At 71.0% G+C, this 24,787-nt stretch carries 28 protein-coding genes and 2 pseudogenes; 21 read left to right on the forward strand and 9 right to left on the reverse strand.

The window, feature by feature from the left end; genetic code table 11:
* Positions 1-2 precede the first annotated feature (2 nt).
* The 5 genes from BS83_RS12690 to BS83_RS12710 all read right to left on the reverse strand — a co-directional run bounded on the left by BS83_RS12690 (position 3) and on the right by BS83_RS12710 (position 5,687).
* Positions 3-1,502, reverse strand: a complete 1,500-nt coding sequence (locus BS83_RS12690) for a proton-conducting transporter transmembrane domain-containing protein (RefSeq protein ID WP_037603839.1) — start codon at positions 1,500-1,502, stop codon at positions 3-5.
* Positions 1,502-2,161 carry a hypothetical protein gene (locus BS83_RS12695; protein ID WP_037603840.1) on the reverse strand — a complete coding sequence of 220 codons (660 nt, stop codon included), beginning with the start codon at positions 2,159-2,161 and terminating at the stop codon, positions 1,502-1,504. Before BS83_RS12695 ends, BS83_RS12690 begins: the two co-directional genes overlap by 1 nt.
* A gap of 4 nt (positions 2,162-2,165) precedes the next feature.
* Entirely contained in the window at positions 2,166-3,119 is a 954-nt protein-coding gene (locus BS83_RS12700) for a respiratory chain complex I subunit 1 family protein (protein WP_037603841.1), read from the reverse strand.
* Between the two features lie 121 nt (positions 3,120-3,240).
* Complete coding sequence (locus BS83_RS12705) at positions 3,241-5,271, reverse strand: proton-conducting transporter transmembrane domain-containing protein (RefSeq protein WP_037603842.1); 2,031 nt, start codon at positions 5,269-5,271, stop codon at positions 3,241-3,243.
* Positions 5,268-5,687, reverse strand: coding sequence for an NADH-quinone oxidoreductase subunit B family protein (locus BS83_RS12710; protein ID WP_232248241.1), 420 nt, complete (start codon positions 5,685-5,687; stop codon positions 5,268-5,270). Before BS83_RS12710 ends, BS83_RS12705 begins: the two co-directional genes overlap by 4 nt.
* 448 nt (positions 5,688-6,135) lie before the next feature.
* Here BS83_RS12710 and BS83_RS12715 point away from each other — a divergent pair, with 448 nt between their 5' ends.
* From BS83_RS12715 to BS83_RS47450, 18 genes and pseudogenes are all read left to right on the forward strand, one after another.
* Positions 6,136-6,339 carry a hypothetical protein gene (locus BS83_RS12715; RefSeq protein WP_037603845.1) on the forward strand — a complete coding sequence of 68 codons (204 nt, stop codon included), beginning with the start codon at positions 6,136-6,138 and terminating at the stop codon, positions 6,337-6,339.
* A 5-nt stretch (positions 6,340-6,344) separates the two neighbouring features.
* Positions 6,345-6,695: an ArsR/SmtB family transcription factor gene (locus tag BS83_RS12720; protein WP_037603847.1), complete on the forward strand. Its 351-nt coding sequence runs from the start codon at positions 6,345-6,347 to the stop codon at positions 6,693-6,695.
* A 65-nt stretch (positions 6,696-6,760) separates the two neighbouring features.
* Complete coding sequence (locus BS83_RS12725) at positions 6,761-8,413, forward strand: SulP family inorganic anion transporter (protein ID WP_084714920.1); 1,653 nt, start codon at positions 6,761-6,763, stop codon at positions 8,411-8,413.
* Positions 8,410-8,841: a pyridoxamine 5'-phosphate oxidase family protein gene (locus BS83_RS12730; RefSeq protein WP_051942981.1), complete on the forward strand. Its 432-nt coding sequence runs from the start codon at positions 8,410-8,412 to the stop codon at positions 8,839-8,841. Before BS83_RS12725 ends, BS83_RS12730 begins: the two co-directional genes overlap by 4 nt.
* 29 nt (positions 8,842-8,870) lie before the next feature.
* Positions 8,871-9,074 (forward strand): hypothetical protein, encoded by a 204-nt coding sequence (locus BS83_RS12735; protein ID WP_037603852.1) that lies wholly within the window; start codon positions 8,871-8,873, stop codon positions 9,072-9,074.
* Positions 9,071-9,556 carry an ATP-binding protein gene (locus BS83_RS12740; RefSeq protein WP_051942982.1) on the forward strand — a complete coding sequence of 162 codons (486 nt, stop codon included), beginning with the start codon at positions 9,071-9,073 and terminating at the stop codon, positions 9,554-9,556. The genes BS83_RS12735 and BS83_RS12740 overlap by 4 nt, the downstream gene beginning before the upstream one ends.
* Before the next feature lie 11 nt (positions 9,557-9,567).
* Positions 9,568-9,744 carry a DUF6126 family protein gene (locus BS83_RS45380; RefSeq protein WP_157597158.1) on the forward strand — a complete coding sequence of 59 codons (177 nt, stop codon included), beginning with the start codon at positions 9,568-9,570 and terminating at the stop codon, positions 9,742-9,744.
* Between the two features lie 21 nt (positions 9,745-9,765).
* A complete protein-coding gene (locus BS83_RS41755; RefSeq protein WP_051942983.1) occupies positions 9,766-10,161 on the forward strand; it encodes an STAS domain-containing protein in 396 nt (131 codons plus the stop codon).
* A 294-nt stretch (positions 10,162-10,455) separates the two neighbouring features.
* Positions 10,456-10,788, forward strand: coding sequence for a hypothetical protein (locus BS83_RS12750; RefSeq protein WP_037603854.1), 333 nt, complete (start codon positions 10,456-10,458; stop codon positions 10,786-10,788).
* Between the two features lie 892 nt (positions 10,789-11,680).
* Positions 11,681-12,139: a pyridoxamine 5'-phosphate oxidase family protein gene (locus BS83_RS12755; RefSeq protein WP_037603856.1), complete on the forward strand. Its 459-nt coding sequence runs from the start codon at positions 11,681-11,683 to the stop codon at positions 12,137-12,139.
* Between the two features lie 173 nt (positions 12,140-12,312).
* Entirely contained in the window at positions 12,313-12,615 is a 303-nt protein-coding gene (locus BS83_RS12760; RefSeq protein ID WP_037603857.1) for a hypothetical protein, read from the forward strand.
* Between the two features lie 76 nt (positions 12,616-12,691).
* Positions 12,692-13,279 (forward strand): carboxymuconolactone decarboxylase family protein, encoded by a 588-nt coding sequence (locus BS83_RS43855; protein ID WP_198035226.1) that lies wholly within the window; start codon positions 12,692-12,694, stop codon positions 13,277-13,279.
* Positions 13,280-13,284: 5 nt separating this feature from the next.
* The gene (locus tag BS83_RS12770; protein WP_037603859.1) at positions 13,285-13,476 is read left to right on the forward strand and encodes a hypothetical protein; all 192 of its coding nucleotides are present in this window, start codon (positions 13,285-13,287) and stop codon (positions 13,474-13,476) included.
* A gap of 11 nt (positions 13,477-13,487) precedes the next feature.
* A complete protein-coding gene (locus BS83_RS48300) occupies positions 13,488-13,622 on the forward strand; it encodes a hypothetical protein (RefSeq protein ID WP_269664851.1) in 135 nt (44 codons plus the stop codon).
* A 207-nt stretch (positions 13,623-13,829) separates the two neighbouring features.
* Positions 13,830-14,804 (forward strand): GlxA family transcriptional regulator, encoded by a 975-nt coding sequence (locus BS83_RS12775; protein ID WP_037603861.1) that lies wholly within the window; start codon positions 13,830-13,832, stop codon positions 14,802-14,804.
* Between the two features lie 106 nt (positions 14,805-14,910).
* Positions 14,911-15,657 (forward strand): MBL fold metallo-hydrolase, encoded by a 747-nt coding sequence (locus BS83_RS12780; protein WP_037603862.1) that lies wholly within the window; start codon positions 14,911-14,913, stop codon positions 15,655-15,657.
* 205 nt (positions 15,658-15,862) lie between these two features.
* Complete coding sequence (locus BS83_RS12785) at positions 15,863-16,240, forward strand: cupin domain-containing protein (RefSeq protein WP_051942986.1); 378 nt, start codon at positions 15,863-15,865, stop codon at positions 16,238-16,240.
* Positions 16,241-16,303: 63 nt separating this feature from the next.
* Positions 16,304-16,450: pseudogene (locus BS83_RS47450) on the forward strand (recombinase family protein); the annotation flags it as partial.
* Between the two features lie 54 nt (positions 16,451-16,504).
* Here BS83_RS47450 and BS83_RS12790 read toward each other — a convergent pair.
* From BS83_RS12790 to BS83_RS12800, 3 genes are all read right to left on the reverse strand, one after another.
* The gene (locus tag BS83_RS12790) at positions 16,505-17,587 is read right to left on the reverse strand and encodes a LuxR C-terminal-related transcriptional regulator (protein WP_037603863.1); all 1,083 of its coding nucleotides are present in this window, start codon (positions 17,585-17,587) and stop codon (positions 16,505-16,507) included.
* A 10-nt stretch (positions 17,588-17,597) separates the two neighbouring features.
* Positions 17,598-18,029 carry an ester cyclase gene (locus tag BS83_RS12795; protein ID WP_037608785.1) on the reverse strand — a complete coding sequence of 144 codons (432 nt, stop codon included), beginning with the start codon at positions 18,027-18,029 and terminating at the stop codon, positions 17,598-17,600.
* A 253-nt stretch (positions 18,030-18,282) separates the two neighbouring features.
* Positions 18,283-20,436 carry a SpoIIE family protein phosphatase gene (locus BS83_RS12800; RefSeq protein WP_084713413.1) on the reverse strand — a complete coding sequence of 718 codons (2,154 nt, stop codon included), beginning with the start codon at positions 20,434-20,436 and terminating at the stop codon, positions 18,283-18,285.
* 238 nt (positions 20,437-20,674) lie between these two features.
* Between BS83_RS12800 and BS83_RS47455 the strand changes: the two are divergent.
* The 3 genes and pseudogenes from BS83_RS47455 to BS83_RS12810 all read left to right on the forward strand — a co-directional run.
* Positions 20,675-20,988: pseudogene (locus BS83_RS47455) on the forward strand (NF041680 family putative transposase); the annotation flags it as partial.
* A 104-nt stretch (positions 20,989-21,092) separates the two neighbouring features.
* Complete coding sequence (locus BS83_RS43870; RefSeq protein ID WP_232248248.1) at positions 21,093-22,748, forward strand: serine/threonine-protein kinase; 1,656 nt, start codon at positions 21,093-21,095, stop codon at positions 22,746-22,748.
* 10 nt (positions 22,749-22,758) lie between these two features.
* Positions 22,759-22,974 (forward strand): hypothetical protein, encoded by a 216-nt coding sequence (locus tag BS83_RS12810; RefSeq protein WP_037603864.1) that lies wholly within the window; start codon positions 22,759-22,761, stop codon positions 22,972-22,974.
* A 219-nt stretch (positions 22,975-23,193) separates the two neighbouring features.
* Here the strand turns inward: BS83_RS12810 and BS83_RS12815 are convergent, their stop codons facing one another.
* Positions 23,194-24,534 carry a cytochrome P450 gene (locus BS83_RS12815; RefSeq protein WP_037603865.1) on the reverse strand — a complete coding sequence of 447 codons (1,341 nt, stop codon included), beginning with the start codon at positions 24,532-24,534 and terminating at the stop codon, positions 23,194-23,196.
* Between the last annotated feature and the right edge of the window lie 253 nt (positions 24,535-24,787).

Here is a 24,787-nt window from a genome sequence, read left to right on the forward strand (position 1 = left end):
GGTCAGTGGCCTCCGATGAGCGCGGCGGCGGTGTCCAGCAGGTGGGTCAGCGGGCCGGTGGAGACACCGAGTGCCGTGCAGGCCAGCAGCCCTGCCAGCAGAGGGAATCCGGCGGTGGCGCCGATGCGGTGCGGGAGGGTGGCGGCGCCGGGACCTGGCTGTGGGGTGCCGAGGAGCATCCGTGCGGTGCGCGCGGCCAGGGCGGCGAACGCGGCCAGAACCAGCAGCAGGGCGGCGGTGACGGGCCAGCCCATCGCCGCGGTGAAGCCGGCCCGGGTGATGGCGATCTCGGAGGCGAAGAGGCTGAACGGCGGCATCCCCAGTAGCGCGATCACGGCGAGGCCGAAGGCGGCGCCAAGTCCTGGCGCTCGGACCAGGAGCGCGCGCAGGCGGCCGATGCGGCTGGTCTGCTGCCAGGCGAGGATCTGTCCGGCGGAGCAGAACGCCACGGATTTCGCGAGACCGTGGCCGGCGATGTGGAGCAGGACCGCCGCGATCGCCAGCCGGCTGCCGATCGCGGTGCCGAGCGCGATCAGGCTCATGTGCTCCATGCTCGAATAGGCCAGCATGCGTTTGTAGTCGCGCTGGCCGAGCAGGATCGCCGCCGCGAGCGCCAGGGTGAGCAGGGCGGCGATCGTCAGGAGCAGACGCAGGTAGTGGGGGCCGAGGGCGGCGTCGCAGATGGTCTTGTAGCGCAGCAGTGCGCTGAAGGCGACGGAGAGCAGGACGCCGGACATGAGGGCGGAGACGGGGGCGGGTGCCTGGCTGTGGGCGTCGGGTAGCCAGGCGTGCAGCGGGATGAGTCCGGCTTTGGCGCCGAAGCCGATGACGATCAGTCCGATGCCGATCCGTGTGACGTCGGGGTCCAGCCGGGACGCGTTCGCGGCCAGGGTGGGCCAGTCCAGGGCGGCGGCCTCGGAGAGGCCGGCGTGTCGGGCGGCGTAGTAGATCAGGACGGTGCCCAGGAACGCGAGGGCAATGCCGACGGAGCAGATGACGACGTACTTCCAGGCTGCCTCCACACTCGTGCGGGTGCGGCGGTGGCCGACCAGGAACGCGGTGACGATGGTGGTGGCCTCGATCGCGACCCACAGGATGCCGAGGTTCTCCGCCAGCACCCCCAGCGTCATCGCGGCCAGGAACCCCTGCACCAGGAGGCAGTAGCGGCGGGCCGTGCGCTCGCTGGCCCGTTCCGCGGTGCGTTCGGCGGCCAGGTAGGTGGGTGAGGCGGCCACGGCGATCAGCGCGACGGCGCCGACGACCAGCAGCAGCCACACCGTCAGGGCGTCCGCGCGCAGCAGATGCCCGGCCGCGCGCACGGGTCCGTGCACGGTGACGCGGGGCACCAGCAACACGGCACAGGTGAGGGTGACGGCGGGCGTGATGATCCCGGCCCAGTCGCCGAAGCGGCGGCGGTAGGGCAGCGGGAGGGCGTAGAAGGCGGCGCAGGCCAGCGGCGTGGCCACCGGGAGGACCAGCAGGAGCGAATCGGAAGAGGGCATCAGTCTCGGAGCTCCCGCATCGTGTCGAGGTCGGTGCCGCCGAAGGCTGCCTGGATGCGCAGCGCCAGGAGCTGCAGGACCAGGACGGCCAGGAGCAGGTCGAAGGAGACACCGAGTTCCAGGATCAGCGGGACGCCACTGGTGGCCAGCAGGGCTACGGCGGTGATGCCGTTGTCCAGGAGCAGGAAGCCGACCATCTGCGCGACCGCGCGGCGGCGGGTGATCAGGGTGAAGAACCCGATCAGGACCACGGCGAAGCCGACCGGGATCGCCTCGGCGGCCGGTCCCGGCTCCAGGGCGACCAGCGGCTGGGCCGACGCGTAGGCCAGCAGGGTCAGCACGGCCGCGAGCAACAGGGAGGCGGCGACGTTGACCAGGGGTTCGCTCTCGCGCTGCTGACCGGAGCGTTCCAGGGCGCGCCGCATCAGATACGGGAGGAGCCCGGCGCGCAGCGCCCCGATCCCGACCGCGACGCCGACGAGCACCCAGTGGTGCTGGCGGATGCCCAGGAGCACGCCGATACCGGCCAGGGCGACGCCCTGGAGGGCGAAGACGCGGACGATCGCACTCAGTTCGCGAAACCACAGCACCATGACCGCGGCGAGGAGGAACGCGCCGCAGGCCAGATCGAGGAACTGGGTGAACAGGGGCTGGTTCACAGGTTCAAGCTCCGGACAGGAAGTAGGAGGCGGTGACCGCCAGCAGCGCCAGCAGGAACGACCCGGCCAGCAGCTCCGGGACACGGAACAAGCGCACCTTGGCCCAGAACACCTCCGCCGCGGCCAGACCCGCCCCGAGCACGGTCACCTTGACCGCCAGCAGCACCAGCGCCAGGAGCAGGGCGGGCCAGGAGCTGGTGGTGGCGATCCCCCAGGGGACGGCGAGGGTGGCGAGCAGGCCAAGCAGCACCGTCAGCCGCAGCTGGGCGCCGAACTCGACCAGCGCCAGGTCGGGGCCCGCGTACTCCAGCACCATGGCCTCGTGAACCATCGTCAGCTCCAGGTGGGTGCTCGGGTTGTCCACCGGCAGGCGCCCCGCCTCAGCGATGGTCACCACGGCCAGCGCGACCAGGGCGAGGAGGCTGGAAGGGGAGGCGAGCCGGGCGGGCTCGTCGATCCGGCCCGCGACGATCGTGGCCAGGCCGGTGGACCCGGCCGGTATCGACAACGCGAGCACCGACAGCAGGATCGTCGGCTCCACCAGCGCGGCGATCGTCATCTCGCGAGAGGCGCCCATGCCGCCGAACGCGGTACCGGTGTCCAGTCCGGCCAGCGCGAGGGTGACCGTGCCCAGGGCCAGCAGCGCCACGACGACGATCAGGTCCCCGTGCGAGGCAGCCGGGGTCGTGACGGCCGCCAGAGGCAGCAGCGCCGCGACGAGCAGACCGGTCACGACCAGGACGAGCGGCGCGGTGCGGAACGCGGGCCCGCTGCCGGCCGGGGTGATGGGTTCCTTGCGCAGCAGCTTGCGCACGTCCCGCCACGGCTGCAGGACCCCGGCACCGGCGCGCCCCTCCATCCGGGCACGGACCTGCCGCATGACGCCGGTCAGCAGCGGCGCACCGGCCACCACCAGCAGCAGCTGCGCGGCCAGCGCGACCACGCCGAAACCACTCAACACCCCTCCTCCTTCGGCGGATCGGTCAGCACAAGGCATCCCCGTGGCGTTGTCCGGCCGTGACGCCGCCTGACCGCCACGCCGTCTGGCCGCACTGGATCTGCGGATGGCATCGCCGGGTTCACCTGAGCACCGTCAGCACGCCCAGGAGGGCGATGACGCCGACGAAGCCGTAGCCCAGGTACACGTGCACGCTGCCCGCCGCCAGCCTCCGCGCCCGCCAGCCGACCGCCTCGAACAGAGCGAGGACGGGCTCGTAGAGTCGGTGCTCGATCCGGTCCGGGACCCGCTGGGTGTAGCGCACCCGCTCGACCAGGTAGGCCGACTCGCGCACGTGGGTGACATCGAGGTCCTGTTCGGGGGCCAGGACGTCGTCGAAGACCCGTTGCAGGGGTTCGGCGAACGAGGTCGCGGTGTACGCCATCCGCGCGGTGGGCTGGCCGCCGCCGCAGTCCCACAGCTTCGCCGCAGGCCGCCTGGCCCGCCGCTTGAATGCCCGCACGCTTCCAGCCGCCAGGACAAGCCCGGCCAGCAGCGCCGCAACGATCCACAACGGGGAGTAGGCAGCGGACGTGTCGGTCAGCCGCAGCCGCAGCTCACCGCCGGTCAAGGGCTGAACGCTCGTCAGGCGGGAGGCGGCGACGGCGCGGGCCAGGCCGTCGGCCAGGACGCCCGGTACCAGGGCCAAGGCGATGCTGGCGGCGGCCAGCAGGCCCATCCCGGCGAGCATCAGCGCCGGGCTCTCGGTCGCTCTGGTCGCTTGGGGGCTGCGGGGGCGGGCGAAGAAGCCGACACCGAGGGCTTTGACGAACGCCGCGGCGGCCAGCCCGGCGGACAGGGCGATCGCCGCGACGGCGAGCGGGAGCACGATCGCGGTGGTCAGGCCGGGAACCGAGAAGCCGTGGATGAGGGATTGGAGCAGCAGCCATTCGCTGACGAAGCCGTTGCCTGGCGGCAGCGCCACCGCCCCCAGCGCCGCGAGAGCGAACAGGCCAGCGGTGGTGGGCATCTTGGCGCGCAGCCCGCCGAGCCGGTCCAGGTTCCGCTCCCCGGTCGCACGCAGCACCGACCCGGCCGCGGTGAACCCGAGAGCTTTGAAGGAGGCATGGTTGACCACGTGCAGCAGCGCAGCCGCCAGGGCCAGGCCCGCGAGTTCCGGGTTTCCGCCGGCGTGGAAGAGCCCTGCGGCGCCGACGCCGACGAAAACGAGTCCGAGGTTCTCGCAGGTCGAGTAGGCCAGCAGCCGCTTGAGGTCGGTCGCGAGGGTGGCCTGCAAGATCCCGAACACCGCCGAGACCGCGCCGGTCAGAAGCACCAGCAGCCACCACCAGCGCGACCCGCCACCGAGAAGGTCGAAGCCGACCCGCACGGTCCCGTACACGCCGAGGTTGACCATCGCGGCGCTCATCAAGGCGGAGACCTGGCTGGGTGCTTCGGGGTGAGCGCGCGGGAGCCAGGCGTGCAGCGGTACGGCCCCTGCCTTGGAGGCGAACGCCGTGAAGCACAGCACGAACACCAGCCCCCGCGCCGCTGGCGACAGGTTGTGTGCTCCCGCCCGCAGCGCGGCGAAGCTCTCGCCCCCGGCCTTCGCAGCGAACAGCGCGAGCCCCGCCAGCAGAAGGACCAGGCCGAGGTGGGTCATCACCGCGTACCAGACCCCAGCCGACCGAACGGTCGGACGCTGCCCGTGCTCGGTCAGGACCAGGAGCAGCGACGTGAGCGCCATGAGCTCCCACAGCAGCAGGAACGTGGACACCGACGACGACGCCGGGACCAGCACGAGGGTGGCGGCGAACAGTGGCAGCAACGCCTGCGCCGTGCGGGAGGCGACCGGGCCGTGCCCGCCGCGCGCGTAGCCGATCCCGTACACCGCGACCGCGACGACCACTGCGCCGGCCACGGCCATGAACAGCCCCGACAGGGCGTCCACCCGCAGCCGCACCCCGGCCAGCGGCAGTACGTGCGGGAAGGCCGCCGACCAGGTCCGGCCCGCCATCGCCAAGCCTCCCGCCGCCAGCCCGCCCACGCCGACCAGGGCGGTTGCGGTGCCCGCGACCAGCGGGCGCACCGTCACGGACAAGCCCAGACCCGCTGCCGCGCCCACGAGGGAAGCCAGACCGGCGGCGGCCAAAGCGGTGGCAATCGTGTTCACCGTCCGGTCACCTGTCGCAGTCCGGCGACGATCGCGGCCGGTTCGGGCGGGCAGCCGGGGATCCTCACATCCACCCGAACGAGGTCCTCGACCGCCCCGGTCTCGCTGATGAGTCCGTATCCGCCGGTGAACTCCCCGCATCCCAGCGCGCAGTCCCCGACCGCAACCACCAGGCGCGGCTCGGCCGCGGCGGCGACGGTCGCCTTCAGCGGTGCGGCCATGTTGCGGGTCACCGGGCCGGTCACCAGCAACACGTCCGCGTGCCGCGGGGAGGCCACCAGGCGGGCACCGTAGCGCTCGGCGTCGTAGACCGGGTTGAAGGCCATGCCGATCTCGATCTCGCAGGCGTTGCACGAGCCCGCGTCCACGCAGCGCACCTGCGCGGAGCCGCCCAGCTCCCGCGCCGCCGCAGGCATGGCCTCCTGTGGTCGCGCAGGTGCAGGTTCGGCGACGCGGCCGGTGTCACGGATCTTGCGAAGCAGGCCCACCAGAACCCTTCTCTCCACGCAACGTTGACGCCCGGGGAGATCCACAGGCGCACCCCTTCTCCCCGAGCGATCCACAGCATAGTCATGTGAAGAAGCCTTCAATCCAGCACACGAAAAACACAACATCCGACCAGTTCCGCTATGTAGTGAATTGAAGATTTCTTCAATTGCTGTCATAGTGACGCTTGCGTGGAGTGGGTTCGCCGCCCGACGGCTTGGATTGAGGGTGCCCGGTGCCGCTCCGCGCTGCCGGCCGTGCCTGTCGGGGGCGCGGCCGCACCCCATACCGCACGCGCCAGGGTGCCGGGCATCCGGCGAGGGACACCCGGACCACCCTGGCGTGTGTGCCGGACTAAACACTGCTTGGGAGGCTCCGATGGAGGGCGACGAATTCGCGGCCGCGCTGCTGGAACGCATCCGCCAGGCACGCAGCGCGCTCGCGGCCGCAGCCGCGTCGACGGACTCCATAGCGGTGGCCGAGTGCCTGGACGAGCTGGAGCGGGCGCTGCTGCTCGCGCGGGAGAACGGGATCGACGTCCCGGCCGTCATAAACGGTCCAGACGCAAGGGACGGGAGTTGAGAGCGATGCCGGTTCCCCTGTATCAGGCCAAGGCGGAGTTCTTCCGCATGCTCGGCCACCCCGTCCGCATCCGCGTGCTCGAGCTGCTGCAGGACGGACCGATGCCCGTGCGCGACCTGCTCGCCAGCATCGAGGTCGAACGCTCCAACCTGTCCCAGCAGCTCGCCGTCCTGCGCCGCTCCGGCATCGTCACCTCGGTGCGCGAGGCCGACACCGTCGTGTACTCCCTCGCGGGGCCCGACGTGGCCGAACTGCTGCGGGCAGCACGCCGGATCCTGACCGACCTGATCGCCGGCCAGCAGGACCTTCTGGCAGAACTGCGCGAGGCCGACACAGCCGGAGCGACCGCCCCGTGATCACCCGCTCCACCCTCAGCACCACAATCCTGGGCGTGCTGCCGAACCGGCACATCCTGGCCACGATGGGGCGCTCGCCGCGCAAGGACCTGATCGCCGGCCTGACCGTGGCGATCGTCGCCCTGCCGCTCGCGCTCGGCTTCGGGATCTCCTCCGGCATGGGCGCCCAGGCCGGCCTGGTCACCGCCGTCGTCGCAGGCGCTCTGGCAGCGGTATTCGGCGGCTCCAACCTCCAGGTCTCCGGACCCACCGGCGCCATGACCGTCGTCCTGGTCCCCATCGTGCACACCTACGGTGCGAACGGCGTCCTGACCGTCGGCCTGATCGCCGGCGGACTCCTGGTCCTCCTCGCATTGCTGCGCGCGGGCCGCTGGATGGCCTACCTCCCGGTCTCGGTGATCGAGGGCTTCACCCTCGGCATCGCCGCCGTGATCGGCCTGCAGCAGGTCCCAAACGCGCTCGGCGTCCACGCCCCCGTCGGCGCGAACCCCGCCGTCGTCGCTGCCAGGGCGGTGGGCGACTTCGCCGCGCACCCGCACTGGGCCACCATCGGGGTCGCCCTCGCCGTGGCCGCGGTGATGCTGGCCGGCGCGCGCCTGCGACCCGCAGTGCCGTTCTCGCTGCTGGCCGTGGTCGCCGCCACCTTGGCAGTCGCCGGCCTCTCCCTGCCGGTGACGACGATCGGCACGCTGCCATCCGGGCTCCCCGCCCCGTCGTTCGGGTTCTTCCAGGCCGGGCACCTGGGCGCGCTGCTGCCCTCCGCCCTGGCGGTCGCGGCGCTGGCGGCCTTGGAGTCGCTCATGTCGGCGTCTGCCGCCGACGCCATGAGCGTCTCGGAGCAGCACGACTCCAACCGGGAACTGTTCGGACAGGGCCTGGCCAACCTCGCCGCGCCGCTGTTCGGCGGCGTCGCCACGACCGGCGCGATCGCCCGCACCGCCGTCAACGTCCGCACCGGCGCCACCTCGCGCCTGGCGGCACTCGTGCACGCCGGCGTGCTGGCAGTGATCGTGTTCGCCACCGCCCCGCTGGTCGCCCACATCCCCATCGCCGCCCTGGCCGGGGTGCTGATCGCCACCGCGGTGCAGATGGTCGAGGTCGGCTCCCTCAAGGCGCTCGCCCGCTCCAGCCGCGGCGAAGCCCTCATACTCGCCCTCACTGCCGCAGCCACACTCGCGTTCACCCTCACCACCGCGGTGATCGTCGGGATGCTCACCGCCGGGATTCTGGCCCTGCGCCAGGTCGCCCGCGCGGCGCGCCTGGAGCAGGTGCCGCTCCACGCCGACCTTCCCCCGGCCGATCACCACGGCGAAGAGCAGGAGCTGCTGGCGGAGCACATCGTCGCCTACCGGATCGACGGACCGCTGCTGTTCGCCGCCGCCCACCGCTTCCTGCTGGAACTCACCGACGTCGCCGACGTCCGTGTGGTGATCCTGCGCATGTCCCGCATCTCGGCCCTGGACGCCTCCGGCGCGAAGGTCCTGGGCGACGCCATCGACAAGCTGACCGCCCGCGGCATCCTCGTCCTGGTCTCCGGCGTGCGCGAGAACCACCTGAACCGCCTCGACGCCCTCGGTGCACTCGACACCCTGCACGAGAACGGACGGATCTTCCCCTCCACCCCCGAGGCGATCGCCCACGCCCGCGCCCACCTCGGCGCCGTCGGACTGATCTCGCATCTGCCCCCGGCGGGCGAACTCACAGGAGCGAAGCGATGACCACGGACACCAACAGCACCCAGGTCCACCTCGCGCCGCTGACCCGCATGGAGGCCCTCTACCTCCTCGCGGGGATGCGAGTCGGACTACTGGTCTGCGCCGAGCAGGGCATGACGGTGGAGCGACCCGGCTTCCACACCGTCACCGGCAGCGAGCTGCTCGTGCGCACCGCGCTCGGCGCGCAGACCGCCGCCCGCCTGGACGAGGGCCCGCCGGTCACCTACCGGGCGGAGGCCCTGGACGGCGTCACGCTCAAGGGCTGGTACGCCACCGTCACCGGCACCGCCGAACCGGTCACCGACCCGGACGAGCGCCACCACTACCTCGCCACCCTGCCGGGCTTCGCCGCCTCGCACGGCAACCAGCTGCTGCGGATACGCCCGCACCTGATCACCGGCCACCGCTTCCAGAACCTCACCACCCGCTGACCCGATCCTTCGAAGGAGAGATCCAGGCCGTGCGATTCGACGTGACCGTCCCCACCCCTGGCTCCCCCACCCAGCACCGGGGGATCACCCCGGACCAGGTGGCCGAGCTGGTCGACCACGCCGCCACCCACGGCCTGCACCTGCGCATCCGCCCCCACCAGCCCCAAAGCGAGTCTCACGGCGCCCACGGACTGCACCCGGGCGGCGGATCAGACCGCGGAGCAGGGGAATGACGTCGCCCTGGGGGCCTCGCCGCCGGTGGCACCCCATCCCGGCCGAACCGGAGCCAGACACCCCCCGGGGCGGGTTCAAGAAGCACACGGTCACGCTGCCGGTCACCGCGGCCTCGGTCACCCTGGCGCGCCGCACCGCCCAGATGGCGTTCACCACCTTCGGCCTCGCCCCCTCGGCCAGCCTACTGGACGCCGCACTGCTGATCACCACCGAGCTGGTCGCCAACGCCGTCCGCCACGCCACCGCGTCCGGACACCTGAACCTCACCTTGGCCTTGAGCAGCCACGAGCTGACCATCGCCGTGCACGACGAGGACCCGGCACTGCCCCCATGGCCGCCCACCATCCGTCACGGCCCGGCCCGCCGCGGCCTGACCGTCGTGGCCGACCTCGTCGCCGGACACGACGGACGCCTGGACCTGCAGCCCGACTACGCCGCGCCCGGCAAGACGATCCGCGTCGTCCTGCCCCGCACCACCTGAGGGAGACCGAAGTGTCCGACCACACCACAGCCCTGCCCGTGCACGAGCCGGAGGACGACGGCTCCGAGGGCGGCGGCCGCCGTGCCAACCGGGGCGTGTGGATCCGCGCGTTCATCTACGTCATCGGGTTCCACATCTTCGCCGGCTTCGTGATGCTCATGTTCTACGTCGGCAGCCACCGCCACTAACCCGCAGAGAGCCGAGCCCCAATGACCATCCAGTGGCACCTGACCACCGGCCCGCACGTCGACGTCCTGCAGATCAGCGGCTACCTCGGCGACGACGCCGTCACCCGCTTCAACGGCGCGATCGGATGGGCCTTCGCCCGCGGCGAGCAGACCCTGCTCCTGGACTGCACCCGCCTCAAGGGCTGGTCCCCCGCAGGGCGGGACGCCATCACCACCGCCGCCCAGAGCCTGGCCCGCCAACAGCGCGCCCTGGAACTGATCACACCACCCACCTCCGTCGAGGGCATCCGAGCCCACACCGACCTCGACGCCGCCCTCGCCCACCACCAGGCCACGGCCGGAGAGCAGACCCCCGACCGCGAGCAGACCCCCGACGCCTGGCACAGCACCCGCTGGGACACCGACACCGCCCCGTGACCACCCCACCACCCCCACACTCGCCAGGACAGCCCCGCGACCTGCGCCGGACCGGCCGCTGCCCGGCCTGCGGTGCTGCAGACGGCCACCGCTGCACCGGGACGCCCGACCTTCGGCGGGCCGACCGGCCCAGGACTTTGTCCGGCCCGGGTGCCTAGCGTGGTTGCAGCAGGCCCGCATTTTGGGCTTCACCCGCTGGTGTGGGAAACACTGAGTGGCCACGGCGCACTACCCGGTAGGCGGTCAATGGTCCCGCCAGCATCCAGGCGCCAGACGCCCGAGGAGGGCAGTCGCATGACCGTCACCGCGAATTCTGCCGTCGCGTTCTCCCGTCGGCCCTCAACCGGACTCGCACCCATCGTCTGGGTCGGTATGGCCGTCACCGCGATGGGCGTGGCTCACGCGGCTGAGGGAGCTGTCCAGATCGCCCGGGAAATCTGGGGAACCAGCCCGAACGGCAAGAGCGCGGCCTCCGACACGGCGGCTCCTGGTTCCGCCACTAGGGCATCACACGAGATGGCCGGGTTCTTCCTCATCGCGGGATCGGCCTATGCCGCGAAGCTCCTTCACCAAGCGTTGGCAGATGTCGCGGATGTCGTCGGCGGTATCCGCGGATCCAGGCCATAGCCTGGCGTTCCGTACGCTGAGGCGTCGGCAGGTCAGCCTGCCAACGGTGTTGACGCGCCGTTGGCCGTGGGTTCCGCCTGGGTGAAGGGACACCGGCCGCCACCCACACCCACCCGGTTGAAGCGATCGCGATCTCGGCAGCCTGGCGCGTCGCGTCGCGCCGACTCGCTGCGCTCTGCCTACAGTGCATGCAGGAGCCACCGCTGAACGTGCAGGGAGTCCGGACGATGCCGGTTGGATCCTTCGATGTGCTCGTCCGGGCGATCGGCGGGCGTGTTGCCCGGGTTGTGCTGGCCGTGGATCCGTGCGGCGGACAGGCCCAGGCCCGCCGCAATGCCGGTGGTGCGGCGGCTGCGGCCAGCGCACAACGGCGCGAGCGCGAAGCGGCGGACCAAACGGCGCTGCCGCTGCGCGTCGGCCCGACCGCGGTGCCCCCGGCGGCCGGTCCATCAGGGACGAGGGACGGCGGGGGGTGGTAGCCGCCGGAGCGGGAAGCCACCCGGCGGCAGGGAGCAGGAGGCGGTGGTGAGTCGCTACCAGCTGCGGGCCGAGCGCCGTCCCGCCGCGCTGGGCGGGTGGACCGAAACCTGGCATGTCGTTCGCCGCGGCAGTCTGCTGGGGCTGTGTGGTCGGCTGCTGTCTCCGGCCGGCGAGGTGAGGCCGGTCGAGGACCTGCCTATGGTCTGCCCGCCCACAGCTGCCAGGATTGCTGGACCGCGTACCGCAGCCTGTCAGCGCCGGCCGCATGACGCGCGGAGAGCCGACCGGGGGCTCTTCCGTCGCCGGCCGAAGCATCGCCTGAACGCAGACGGTCACGCGCCCATCCTGATGCCAGGCGATCAGGGCCGGATGGCCCTGGACACGCGACAGGCGCAGGTCTGACATGCCCCACATGGATGACAGCGACCGGCAGAGCACCGGACAGCCGCGTGCGATGCGCCCCCTCGACCCCGCGGAGGCGATGGGCCTGCTCGGCAGCGTCGGTTTGGGCCGCGTGGTCTTCACCCGCGACGCCCTTCCCGCGATCCGGCCGGTCAACCACCTCGTCGAGGACGGCGACATCATCATCCGCACTCACGACGGCGCCGCGCTGACCACCGCCACCGGAGCCGACCAGGGCGGCGTCGTGGTCGCCTACGAAGCCGACCAGATCGACCCCGACACCCACACCGGCTGGAGCGTCATCGTCACCGGCTACGCCCACCGGGTCACCGACCCCGCCGAGAACGAGCGCTACCGCACGCTGCTGCGCCCCTGGGTCGACCGGGCGACAGACTGCGCCGTCCGCATCCACCCGGAACTGATCACCGGCTTCCAGCTCACCGGGACCCCGCCCTTCCCCACCGCCTGAATGCGCCCGCGCGGCGGGTGACGCGGAGTCCGCTGCCCGGCTGGCTCCGCTGCCCTGGGCTTTCGGGTGTGGGTGACCCGTCGACGCGAACGGAGTGCTCCGGCGTGCGGGGTGGTGCCCGGGGCGGTCTTCTGAGAGGGGCCGACAGGGCTCCTTGAAGGGAGATTCAGAACATGGCTGTTGTGATGACGATGCGCTGGGACGGTGTCACACCCGCGCAGTACGACCAGGTGCGTGACCTGGTCCGTTGTGAGCAGGACACGCCGGATGGTGCGCTCCTGCACGTCTGCTCTTTCGAGGGCGGTGCCTTGCACGTGACCGATGTGTGGGGCTCGCAGGAGGACTTCGAGCGGTTCTTCGCCGACCGGCTCGCCGCCGCGATCAAGGAGGCCGGTATCGAGGGCGAGCCGCAGACCGGCTTCCGGCCCCTGCACCGCCGCTTCATCGCCCCGGGCGTCACCGGCGCCGCAAGCTGAGCTGAAGGGCGGGTGGCCATGGCCCCCGCGCGTGGCTTCCTGCTGCCGTGACCGGGGCCGGTCACGGCAGCGGGGGTTGCCGGCTGCTCTTGGCGCGGGGCCTCGACTGGCGGGGTGTGCCGGAGTCTGCCCGGGGCGCGGGCATGCCGGGTCGTGCCTAGACTCGGGAGCGGGGCACGGGAATCACGGGTGTGCCCTCGTCGTCCGCAGTTGGTGCGGGCGGGCCCGCCCGGACGCCTCGGGCCTCTCGAGGGAGGTCACCGTCATAGTCACGGCCGTCCCGAATCGCGGGGACATCGAAGCCGACATCAAGGAGACGCTGGGCCTGGTCCCGCACTTCTTCCAGCGGATCCCCACCGAGCTTCTGGGCCCGGAGTGGGAGATCTTCAAGCGGATTGAGCTCGGCGAGACGCTCATCCCGAACAAGTACAAGGAACTCATCGGGGTGGGGCTGCACGCGGAGACCAAGTGCCACTACTGCAGTCTCTTCCACACCGAGGCCGCCAAGCTGTTCGGTGCCACCGAGGAGGAGATCCAGGAAGCCGTGCACTACGCCAAGGCCAGCCTGGGCTGGAGCGCCTACATCAACGGCATGCAGGAGGACTACGACCAGTTCAAGGCCGAGCTCGGCCAGGTCGTGGACTACGTGAAGTCGAAGGGCTGAAACCGATGGAACTGGAACGGCTGCGCCCCACCGTGCTGCGCGGCACGTTCCACGCCTACGAGCTGGCGGCACTGGTCGCGGCCGCCCGGTACGTGGTGACCACCGCCCCCGCGGACGTCCCCGCCGAGTCACTCGACCAGCTCCGCCAGCTCCTTGACGACTACGACCAGCAACTGCGCCAACTGGGACCGCCATGATCCTGATCGGCTTGCTGACCCGCTTGCTGCGCACCGTGTCCGGGCTGCTCGCGCCGGCCCAAGGCCGCGCCTGCCGCAACGCCGCCAGGGCCGCGGCACGGATCCGCGCGGAGCGCCGGGTCCGCCAGCGGACAGCACAGTGGTGAGGCCTGTCGCGGCGCGGCCCAGCGTCTGAGAACCTCCACGACCTGGGTATGACCTGGATCGTTGTGCCGTCAATCGGTCAGCGGTGTCTGACGTCCGGCGCTCGGGCCGGGTGCGACCTGGCCGTCCGCTTCGCTTCGCTCTCGATGGCCTGATCTGACAGATCCTGGTCATTGCAGCCATGTCCCGCCGGGCGGAATGATCAGGGCATGCCCCAACCGCACCGCGTCGTGATCGTTGCCTTCCCTGGCATCGAGCTGCTGGACGCCACCGGACCGGCCGAGGTGTTCTCCGTCGCCTCCCGGGTCGCCGGAGACGGCAGGCCCGGCTACCTCGTGCGGATCGCGACGGCCGACGGCGGCCCGGTGACCACCTCCAGCAGCGTGCGGCTCATGGCCGACCTGGCCCGCGACGACGTGACCGGCCCGATCGACACCCTGCTGGTGGCGGGGGCGATCAAGCTCGTCGACGACGGCGTGGAGCCGGTGATCGACCACGAGGTCACCGCCTGGCTGCGCCGCGCGGCGCCCCAGGCCCGGCGGATCGGATCGATCTGCGCGGGGGCGCACCTGCTGGCCGCCGCCGGGCTGCTGGAGGGCCGGCCAGCCACCACGCACTGGCTCACCGCGGCCAGGCTGGCCGCCGACCACCCAAGCGTCCGGGTCGATTCCGATCCGATTTTCATCCGGGACGGGCGGGTGTGGACCTGCGCCGGCGTCACCTCGGGGATGGACATGGCACTGGCCATGGTCGCCGAGGACCACGGTCAGGATCTCGCGCTCGCGACGGCCCGGATGATGGTGATGTACGTCAAACGCTCCGGCGGGCAGAGCCAGTTCAGCGTGCCGCTGTCCGTCCAGGGATCCGAGGACGACCGGATCGACGAGCTGCGCAGGTGGATCGCCGAACATCTCACCGCAGACCTTTCCCTCGAAGCCCTCGCGGCCCGTACGCACCTGAGCGTGCGCCACTTCACCCGGCTGTTCCACCAGCGCACCTCCACGACACCGGCCGCCTACGTGGAGGCGGCCAGGCTGGAGGCCGCCCGGCGACTGCTCGAGGACAGCGACCGCAGTCTGCCCGAGGTCGCCGCCGCCAGTGGCCTGGGCTCCGTGGAGACGCTGCACCGCGTCTTCCGGCGACGGCTGGGCACCACCCCGGCCGAGTACCGCCGCCGCTTCTGAACCACCCCACCCGCACCACTCACCGGCCGACGCGCGCACTGCTGCACCGGCCGAGTCTCGCTGTGCCCGCACGCGCAGCATGGCCAGCACCCCTCGAAGGAGAACCATGTCCCGCACGAAGGTCGTCCCGATCCCAGTCATGGGCCGACGCAACGTCAACGCCTATCTGCTGCTCGGCCGACGGCCGGTCATCGTCGACGCCGGAATCCCCGGCAGCGGCCAGAAGATCATCGAACGGATCACCGCCCACGGCATCGACCCCACCGACGTCTCGCTGATCGTCATCACCCACGGCCACATCGACCACTTCGGCTCCGCCGCCGAACTGCACCGGCTCACCGGCGCGCCCATCGCCGGCCACGTCGCCGACCTCGGGCCGTACCGCTCCGGCCAGGTCCGCGAACCGTACCTGCCCACCGGCCCGATGGGCCGCCTCATGGCCCGCAACCGCAAGCTCCACGTCCGGGCCGAACCCTTTGAACCGGCCGTGCTGATCCGCGGCGAGACGAGCCTGGAGGACTACGGGCTCGCGGCTCGCATCATGCCCACCCCGGGCCATACCGCCGGATCGGTCTCGGTCCTCACCGACGCCGGCGACCTCGTCGCCGGCGACCTGATCGCCGGCTCCTTCATGGGCCTGATCCCCGGCAAGCCCGCCAACCCGCCCTTCCACGACGACCCCCGGCAGAACCTCGCCAGCCTCCGCGAGATGCTCGCCCTCAACCCCACTACCCTGCACGTCGGCCACGGCACCCCGCTCGACCCCGACCGGGTACGGCAGTGGGCCGACCGGGAACACGACCGCCTCGCACGACTCGAAGCCACCGGACGCCTCACCACGCGTAGCGAGTGACGAGCCATTCCGCGGGTGCCTGACGCTGTGACAGCCCCTCGGCGGCGGCCAGGAACAGTGCATCACCGCGGGTCGTGCCCGCCGAACCGCTCTCGAAACGAGCCACCCGGCGCTGGCGGACTGATTTCGCGCTGCTCTGACCTCGTTTCACTCCGAAGGGTCTTCCAGCGAGTGGGGGCGCAGGATCTATGGTCTCGTCTCGACTATGCCGAAGATCTCCAAACTCACCGCATCCAAGGTGCAGCAGTTCGGTCCGGTGACCGACCGGCGCGAGGACATGGAGGGTTATACGGTCGAGTTCGTGTCCTTCGCGGCGGACGCCGACCTCGACGGTCCTCTCAAGGCTCTGCCTGGGGGTCAGTGCCCCTGCCCTCACTGGGGCTACGTCTTTGCCGGACATGTGCGCTTCGTCTTCGACGACCACGAGGAGGTCTACGAAGAAGGTGATGCGTTCTACACCCCGCCCGGTCACCGGCCCTACGTCGACGTCGGCACCGAACTTCTGCAATTCAGTCCAACCGAACAGCTCGCCGAACTTGAGCGGGCCATCGCGGAGTGGATGAGCCAGCAGCAAGGCGGTTGAGTGGCTGAGTGGCTGAGCAAAACCAGCTGAGTGCCCGCCGAGATCCTCATCGGCTACGCCCGGGTGTCCACCGGCGGGCACAAGCTCGACCGCCAGATCGACGCCCTCACTGCCGCCGGCTGCCGGCGCATCTTCGTCGACAAGAAGTCCGGCAAAGACGACCTGCGCCCGGAGCTCAAGGCGTGCCACGACTTCCTGCAGCCCGGCGACACCTTGGTGGTCCCGTCGCTGGACCGCTACGGCCGCTCGCCGACTGCTCTCTGCTCAGTCCTCCTGGCTCGGCCCGTGCGAGGAGAGGAGCGCGGCGATGAGCTCTCGTCGGCTGCGGACGCCGAATCGGGCGAAGACGGCTGTCAGATGCTCCTGGACGGTGTAGGCGGAGATGTGGAGCCGGGCGATGATCTCCCGGGTCGAGCAGCCCTCCAGAACCAGGGAGGTCACGCGAGTCTGCGCCGGAGTGAGGCCGTGAGCGGCCAGGATGAGGGACCCGATCTCGACTGCGGGGGCAGGCTCGACGACCACGGCGATCTGGTCCCCTGCGGCGCCGCGCAGATGGGTGGCGTGCAGGCACAGCCATTGACCGTCGCTGGTCCTCAGCCGGACGGCCCCGTGGCGGTCGCCGTCCGTACCTGGGACGGCGTCGGGTCCCGCCAGGTGCGCTGCCACGGAATACACGGGTACGGGGAGTCCCACGGTCCGGGGCCCCGGCAGCCGGGCGAGCCATTGTTCGGCGTCCGGGCTGATCGAGACGAGGGCGAGCCGCTGGTCAAGCACGATCACGCCTGGGGTGCCCGGCGTTTCGGGCCCTCGGTGGCTCAGCGCCCCCTTGACGACGGTGCGGCGCAGGCCTTCGGCCAGGTGTGGGGCTACCTGCCTCAGCGCACCGAGGTCCTGACTGGAGAAGCCGGCCTGCGCGTCGGCCCGGTGCAGGCACAGGACGCCCCAGCAGTCGTGCCCGGCGATCAGGGCAGCCCGGAGCTCGTCCCCCAGGCCCAGGCCGGCCATGATCTCCCGATAGCGGGCACTGTCGCAGCGGCGGCCCCGGGTAGCCCGGTCCAATGACGTGACGTTGTCGGGGCCTCGGGCGAGTGCGGTGAACTTGTTCACGTCGTCGCGCCCGTACTCGTTGTCCAGGAAGAGTGGACTGGCGCCGCCCAAGGGCTCCTGGGCCGTCGCCGAGGTGAACAGCAGGGTCGCCGGGTCGACAGCCGCGAAGAACACGGCTTCGACGGGGAGGATGCCCGGCAAGCGACGCAGTACCTCGCTGGTGAGCTCGGGCAGGTCCAGCCCCGCGTAGCAGGTGTCTATCAGTCGTTCGACACGTCGCTCCCGGATACCGGTGACCATGATGTCGACGCTACGCCGCTGTCGGCGTGGGCACGAGGCCGAGCTGGCGCAGCAGGCCGAGCTCGTCCAGTCGCCCCCAACGCTCCACGATCCGACCGTCTCGGACCCGGAAGATGTTGATCCCTCTGAGGACGACCGCACGCCCGTCCCCTGCGACGCCCATCACCTCGCCGCGCTGGGTGCCGCGGGCGGTGAACTCCTCGACGACCAGGTCCCCCTCGCCGACAAGGAGACCCAGGTCGGAGTGCCAGTCGGGAAACCCCTGGCGGAACAGCGCGCCTGCGGCGCGCATGCCCTCCCGGTCCGGGCCGACGCCGACCGGCGGGTCGTGGTTGATGAAGTCCTCCGCAAGGTAGGTCTCGACGGCCGACAGGTCGCCCCTGGTGAACAGCGCGTCGATGAAAGCGATCACGGTTTGCTTGTTCTGCTCAATAGTGTCCATACCGGACATCCTCGGGGCGCGGACCGCCGCTGGTAACCCCAACTCCTTGGGGTATCGCCGTGCGCTCGCCGGGGGCTTGTTCCAGCGCCCGGGTGCCCAGCCCCCAGGCCCCGCTCTACGGGCCTCACAGGTGCTCGCCCCGCCCAGGAGTGTCGGGCCCGGCTGCTGCCCTATCCGTGACCGCGCCGCCCCGCCGCACTTCGGCCCTCGCCGGGCTGCCCAGCCGAGTCTCCTCAAGTTGGCCTGTCCAGCCTCACTCGATGCTCCTGGCCGGTCCATGATCGTCTCCGATCCGTTCCGTAGGGGCATCGGTGCTCCTGGGGCGTTCAGCGTGCGGCTGGGCCTGGGCGATGAGGAGCGCGACGTCGTCGTGGTCGTCCGGGTGCCGCAGAGCGTCGACCAGCGACAGGCACGACTCGGCAAGGGGCCGCCACGGATGGTCGAGGGCGCGCAGCAGCGCGTCGAGGCGGGCGTCGATCGGATCGTGCCGGGTCTCGACGAGCCCGTCGGTGTACAGGACGAGCCGGTCCCCGGGGTGCAGGTCGAACGTGGTCGTCTCGAACGGGACGCCGCCGACGCCCAGTGGAGCGCCTGTGGGCAGGGTCAGCAGTTCCGGTGAGCCCTTGGCGGGGGCGAGGGCCGGGGGAAGATGGCCCGCGTTGGCTATCCGGCACTGGTGGCGGTGCGGGTCGTAGACGGCGTACTGGCAGGTGGCGATGTAGCGCTCGAGCCCGCCGGTGATCTTGTCGAGGTGGGTGAGGACCTCGTGAGGGTCAAGGTCGAGGTCGGCGAAGGCGCAGGTGGCGGTCCGCAGGCGACCCATAGTCGCGGCGGCGTCGATGCCGTTGCCCATGACATCCCCGACGACCAGGGCGGTGCGGTCGCCCGGCAGGGGGATGATGTCGTACCAGTCGCCGCCGACCTCGTGGGCGGCCTGAGCCGGCTGGTAGTGGGCGGCGACTTCCAGCCCCGGCAGGCGGGGCGGGGCCCCGGGGAGCAGGCTGCGCTGCAGGGTCTCCGCCACGTTGCGGACGCTCTGGTGCCAGCGGGCGTTGTCGATCGCGACCGCGGCGCGGGCGGCCAGCTCGCCCGCGAGCAGGACGTCGTCTGCGTCGAAGGGGGACGGGTTCCGGGCCCGCAGCATGTCGAACGCGCCCAGCACCTCGTTGCGGGCAATCAACGGGACGGCCAGATACGAGTGGGCGCCGGCGGACCGGAGCGTGGCGGCGGCCTCGCTGTCGCGGGCGATGCGCCGCATGTCCTCGGGACCGATACGGGTGACCAGGACCGGCCGCCCGGTCCGCACGCACCGGGTGATCAGGCGGTCGGCGCTGTACACGGCCGCTTCGCCCACCATGTCGGCCGCGGAGGCGGCGTCGGTCGGATAGGCGCTGGCGACCGCGAGCGCCCGGAACAGTTCCGGCCCATCCTCATCGGCCCGGCGGGCCGGCCGGAACTCCAGGAGCGCGTCCAGGACATCGACCGCCGCCAGGTCGGCAAGGTCGGGGACGGCAGCGTCGGCAAGTTCCTGGGCCGTCTGCTGCACCTCCAGCGTGGTGCCCACCCGGGTCGAGGCCTTCGCGATCAGCGCCAAGCGCCGGCGCGCGCGGTCCGCCTCGATACCGGCCTGGTGGCGCTCGCTCACGTCGATCACGGAGTTCGCCACCCCGATCACCCGGCCATCTGGGCCTTCCAGCCGGTAGTAGGACGCGGACCAGGCATGGTCGTGGTCGAGGTCCGCCCGGGTACGGCCGACGATGTACTGGTCCAGCATCGGCGCACCGGTCAGCAGCACGTGGCGCAGTCCCGATTCGATGGTGGCGCTGTCCAAGCGGGGCAGGATGTCCCGCGGCCGGCGGCCCAGGTGTTCGGCGGCCGAGAGACCGTTGATGCGCTCCAGCGCGGGATTGACCATCACGTACCGCAGCTCGGTGTCCAGCAGCGCCAGCCCGATCGGGGCCTGGGCGATCAGGCGCTGCGACAAGGCCAGGTCGGTCTCCACTCGCTGCAGGGTCGTGTGGTCGACGGCGATGCCCAAGGCGAACATCTCACCGTGGTCGTTGGTCAGCCGCATGTTGCGGAACTCCACCAGCCGACGACTGCCGTCCTTGTGCCGCACCGGGAACGCACCCGCCCATGACGACCCTGTGGCCATGACCTCGGCGAACAGAGCCATGATCAGCTCAAGGTCCTCGTCATCGACCAGGAGCCGAACCGCGGACCGGCCCAGCGCCTCACCGGCGGCGTACCCGAACACCTCCTCGGCCTGCGGGCTCCAGAACACGATTCGCCCGTTGCTGTCGAGGACCACGGCGGCCACGTGCAGCAGATCCAGCAGCGCGCCCGGCGGTATCGGCCCCGCGGCGCGCCCGCTGCCGCCTGGGGAACGCCCGTCGCCGCCCATCATGCTCCCTCCGGCCCGGGGCTTTCCCTCATGATCTCCTCACGCGGTGGCCCCCGCACGGTCAGGTTCTTGGCCCGCACACCACCAGGCGGTTCGTTCGGGAGAGTCGGGCCAGGGCCCGGTCAGCCGAAGTCTGGGATGGGGTCGTTGGGGACGAGGGCGGCAGCGATGCGCCGGGTGATGTCGTGGGCGATGTGGCCCTGGCCGCGTGGGGGCCGTTTGCGGTCGAGACGGCAATCTGTGGACCTGGCTCATCCTCGCGGCGCACACCCAGCTCCGCCGCGCCCGGCCCCTGGCTGAGGACCTGCACCGCCCCTGGGAGAGGCCCGCGCCACCGAACAAGCTCACGCCCGCCCGGGTGAGACGCGGGTTTCGCCACATCCACGCGAAGACACTCACCCCAGCCCGTGTGCCGCAACCGACACGCCCCGGCCCAGGCCGCCCACCCGGCAACGAAGAACCGTCGGCCGGCACCCCCGCTACGACGTCGGGAAGACCGTCAAACGCGAACTCACACTCGAAGCCCACCTCGCCAAGATCGCGGCAGCTCCATAAAAAATCAAGCTCGGAATCCGAGAGAGAATCGCCACCGTATTCATGTCGCACTCCCGGCATACTGTCGAGCAGTCAGACACATTCTGCAAACGGGGGCTTGTGCGGTGCAGGATCGGCTTCTCGGCGGCCGCTACCGGATGGTGCGACAGCTGGGCCAGGGCGGCATGGGGCAGGTCTGGGAGGCCCACGACACCACCAACCTGAGACGCTCGGTCGCAATCAAGATGATCACATCACTGGCCGGCGGTGAAGGGGAGGCCGACGAGGCGCGAGCTCGCTTCCTGCGCGAGGCGAGGATCACCAGCCACCTTCAGCACCCCAACATCGTCACGGTCCACGACCTCGTCGAGGTCGACGACGGGAGCAGCAAGGTCCTGCTGCTGGTGATGGAGCTGCTGCGGGGCGAGGGCCTTGACGCTGTGCTGCGCCGCGGGCCGGTCCCCCTGGCACGGGCGGCCGAGTGGGGCGCGCAGGTCTGCGACGCGCTCGCGGAGGCGCACCGCTCGGGGGTCCTGCACCGGGACATCAAGCCGTCCAACATCCAGATCCTGCCGTCGGGCGCGACGAAAATCCTGGACTTCGGTATCGCGCGGGCGGCCGACCCCGCCGCCACCGGAGACCGGCTCACGCAGACCGGCTTCATCGTCGGCACCCTCCCGTACATGTCGCCCGAGCAGCTGAACGGAAGGCCCGAGGCGCGCAGCGACCTCTATGCGCTGGGCTGCGTGCTCTTCGAGATGATCACCGGGCGGCTGCCCTTCCAGGCGCCTGACACCGTCGGTTACATCACGGCCCATGTCAGCCAGCGGCCTCCGGCCCCCAGCAGCATCAGGCCAGGTATCCCGCCAGCCTGGGACGAGCTCGTCCTGACACTGCTGAGCAAGGAGCCACGCCGCCGGTACTCCAGCGCGGTCGACACCGCCCGCGTTCTGCGCGGACTTGGCAGCGACGTCTGGCATCCGCCGACGATCCTGGATGCCCGAACGCCCGAGCCAGAGCCGACAGGGCGGGCCGAGGCCGTCCGTGGGGTCGCGGCACAGGCCACAGTGTCGGCCGCCCGGGCAGAGGAGGAAACCCCTCCTTCGGGGGAAGTACCGAGGAACGAACCGAACTGGGAGTGGGCGCGGAAGCCGCAGCCTCCCGGGCCGACCGGCCCGCCACTCATGGCGGTCCAACCGGCAGGATTTCCTCGACCGTTGAGTCGGCACGCCTACGGACTCCTCACGAAACTGCTCGTCAGCGCTGCCATCATTGCCATGTGGGCGACGAGCTACCACCTAACCCACAAGAACGACAGCCTCGCCCTCACCGGCCCGACCATGGTCGTGTTCGTCCTCGTCATCCTCGGATGCGTCGGCGCGCAGGCCATCCGCCTTGCGACGGACCGCAGGAAACCGCGGAGCCGGATCAGTCTCGACACCGACCGTCTGACCGTGGAACAGGAAGTCGACCAGGGGGGTCGCACGGTCGTCACCTCGTTCTCGATCAAGCGTTCCTCGATCGAGCGGATCGGGATCCAGGGGTTAGGACGCGAGGCCTGCGTCGTCGTCCGGTTCACAGCCGCCGATGCACCTTCCCCCGAGTGGCTGCGCCATAACGGCATCACCCACCGCCCCCTCAGGGGCGGCTACGTGCTGCGCCGACCGGCCCGCGTCGCCTTCGCGCTGTGGTCCGCCAACGCCATGCTGCGCCGACTACGCATCGAGTTCGCCGACTACGCTCAAGGGCACGTAGCAGGGGGCGATCGAGACCGACGCTAGGCTGACGCTCATGCAGCTGTTGGGCGTGAGCAGCGAGGACGAGATGATCGCCTGTCTCGCCCTCGGCGCCCCGACCCTGGGCCTGGTCATGTGGTGCGCCCAGTCCAACGGACACGGCCTGGTGACCGTCTACGGCTTCGTCCTCGGCGCCCTGGTCTGGGCAGCGCTCCACCGGGTACTGCACCCCGAACGCAGCCTGAGGCAGCCGCTCACCGCGACCGCCTGACCACCGCGCGGCGTCCGGAACGGACTCCCAATGCTGGGCACCAGCGGTGCGCCGTTGCGTTGGCCGGTGGCGGTGGTTCCGGTTCTGCTCGGTGCGGGGAGGCCTCGTACGCGGTCTGTCCGGCCGAGGCGGCTGAAGGCGGCAGTGATGCGGTGTGTGAGGCCGGGGACCGACTCGCGATCGTCGCCGCCGCCAGGAGTTGCCGAGGAGGTCGACCTGCTAACCCTTCATCCAGGCGAGGAACTGACTCCAGCGCCCTCCACGCTCGGCCTTGCCGGACTGAGGTGCCACCGGCCCGCTCGGTTCCGGATTCTGCACTACGGTGCTCCGGTGTGTGATTTCGACGGGCGTGAAGCGCGCCGGAAGGGACGCCAGCCCGCGGCTGAACGGTCCCGGACGCCACGTCAGGCTCTCCTCGGGCACGGCCAGGACGACGTCAGGCAGCTTGTTCAGCAGGTTCTCGATCGCGGTGACTGCGATCTGGCGGGCCGGCTCTTTGGACGGGCAGGCGTGGGGTCCGGCGCTCCACGACAGATGCGCCCGGCTGCCCGCCTGCCGTGCCGCGGCGAGGGCCGGGTTCGTGTTGGCGGCACCGATGCTGACGAGGAGCAGATCGCCGGCCCGGACGTACTGTCCGGCGAACTCCAGGTCGGTCGCCGGGTAGTGGGCCATGAAGTTCGCCATGGGCGGGTTCTCCCACAGCGTGTCGTCGATCGCTTCGTCGATCAGGCCGCCCTTGTTGGCGTACCCGTCGTCGGTGAGCACCCGGTGCAGGGTGTTGCCGATCAGGTTGCGCAGCGGCTCGGAGCCCGAGGCCAGCAGCAGCGCGAGCTGGTACACCATCTCCTCGTCGGTCAGCTTGGCGGGGTGCTGCAGCAGCCACGAGGTGACGTCGTCACCGGGACGGCTGCGCTTGAGGGCCACGAGTTCCCCGCAGGCGCCGAAGAGCACGCCGACCGCTTGCTCGGCGTTGACGCCTTCGAACATGCCGGAAGTGCCGAACATGACCCGGTCGCCGATGTCGGCGGGGCAGCCGAACAGTTCGTTGAAGACCATGAGGGACACCTGCTTGGCGTAGTCGCCGAGCAGGTCCGCGGAGCCGCGGACTCCGAAGTGGGCGATGAGGAAGTTCGAGACCTGCTCGGTGCTGCGGGCGAGGCGGTGCACGTCGATGCGGGCCATGGTGTCGGTGATGGCCTGGCGCAGCCGCATGTGCTCGGCGCCGTCGCTGAACAGGGCGTTCGGCCGGTAGGTCAGCGTCGGGACGACGGGGCTGTCCGCCGGCAGCCTGCCCTCCGCGAGATCGCGCCAGCGCCGTGAGTCCTTGCGGAAGTTCGCCGGGTCCTGCAGGAGGCGCAGGGCGGTCTGGTAGTCGGTGACCAGGGTGGCGGCGACGCCGGGTGCAAGCTCGACGGGGGCGGTGGGCCCGTAGTGCCGCAGGTAGGAGTAGTAGGCCTGCGGGTCGGCGGCGAACTCCGGTCCGTAGAGCGGCACACGGTCACCGAAGGAATGGGCCGGGCAGCCGGGCGGCGGTACGGGGGCGGAAGAGCGAACGTCCATGTCTGCCTGGGGCTCCTAAGACGGCGGGCCAGCAATAGCTGACGTGACTAGTCGCAGGGCTAGCTGCCGTGTCCCCGTACTTGGGGTGGACCCACCTGCTCCGCAAATCGGTGCGATCGTATCACCGGCTCACGAACCGTCCATTCCCGTTCCAGCAAGGCGCGTTGGGGATCGCTGCCCCCGCGTTCAGCAGGCGGAACCCCACGGGACATCGCTCCTGCGAGAGACTGACAGACGCTGGCCCACAGGCGCG

It is taken from the genome of Streptacidiphilus rugosus AM-16, from assembly GCF_000744655.1.
GTDB classification, from domain to species: Bacteria; Actinomycetota; Actinomycetes; order Streptomycetales; family Streptomycetaceae; genus Streptacidiphilus; species Streptacidiphilus rugosus.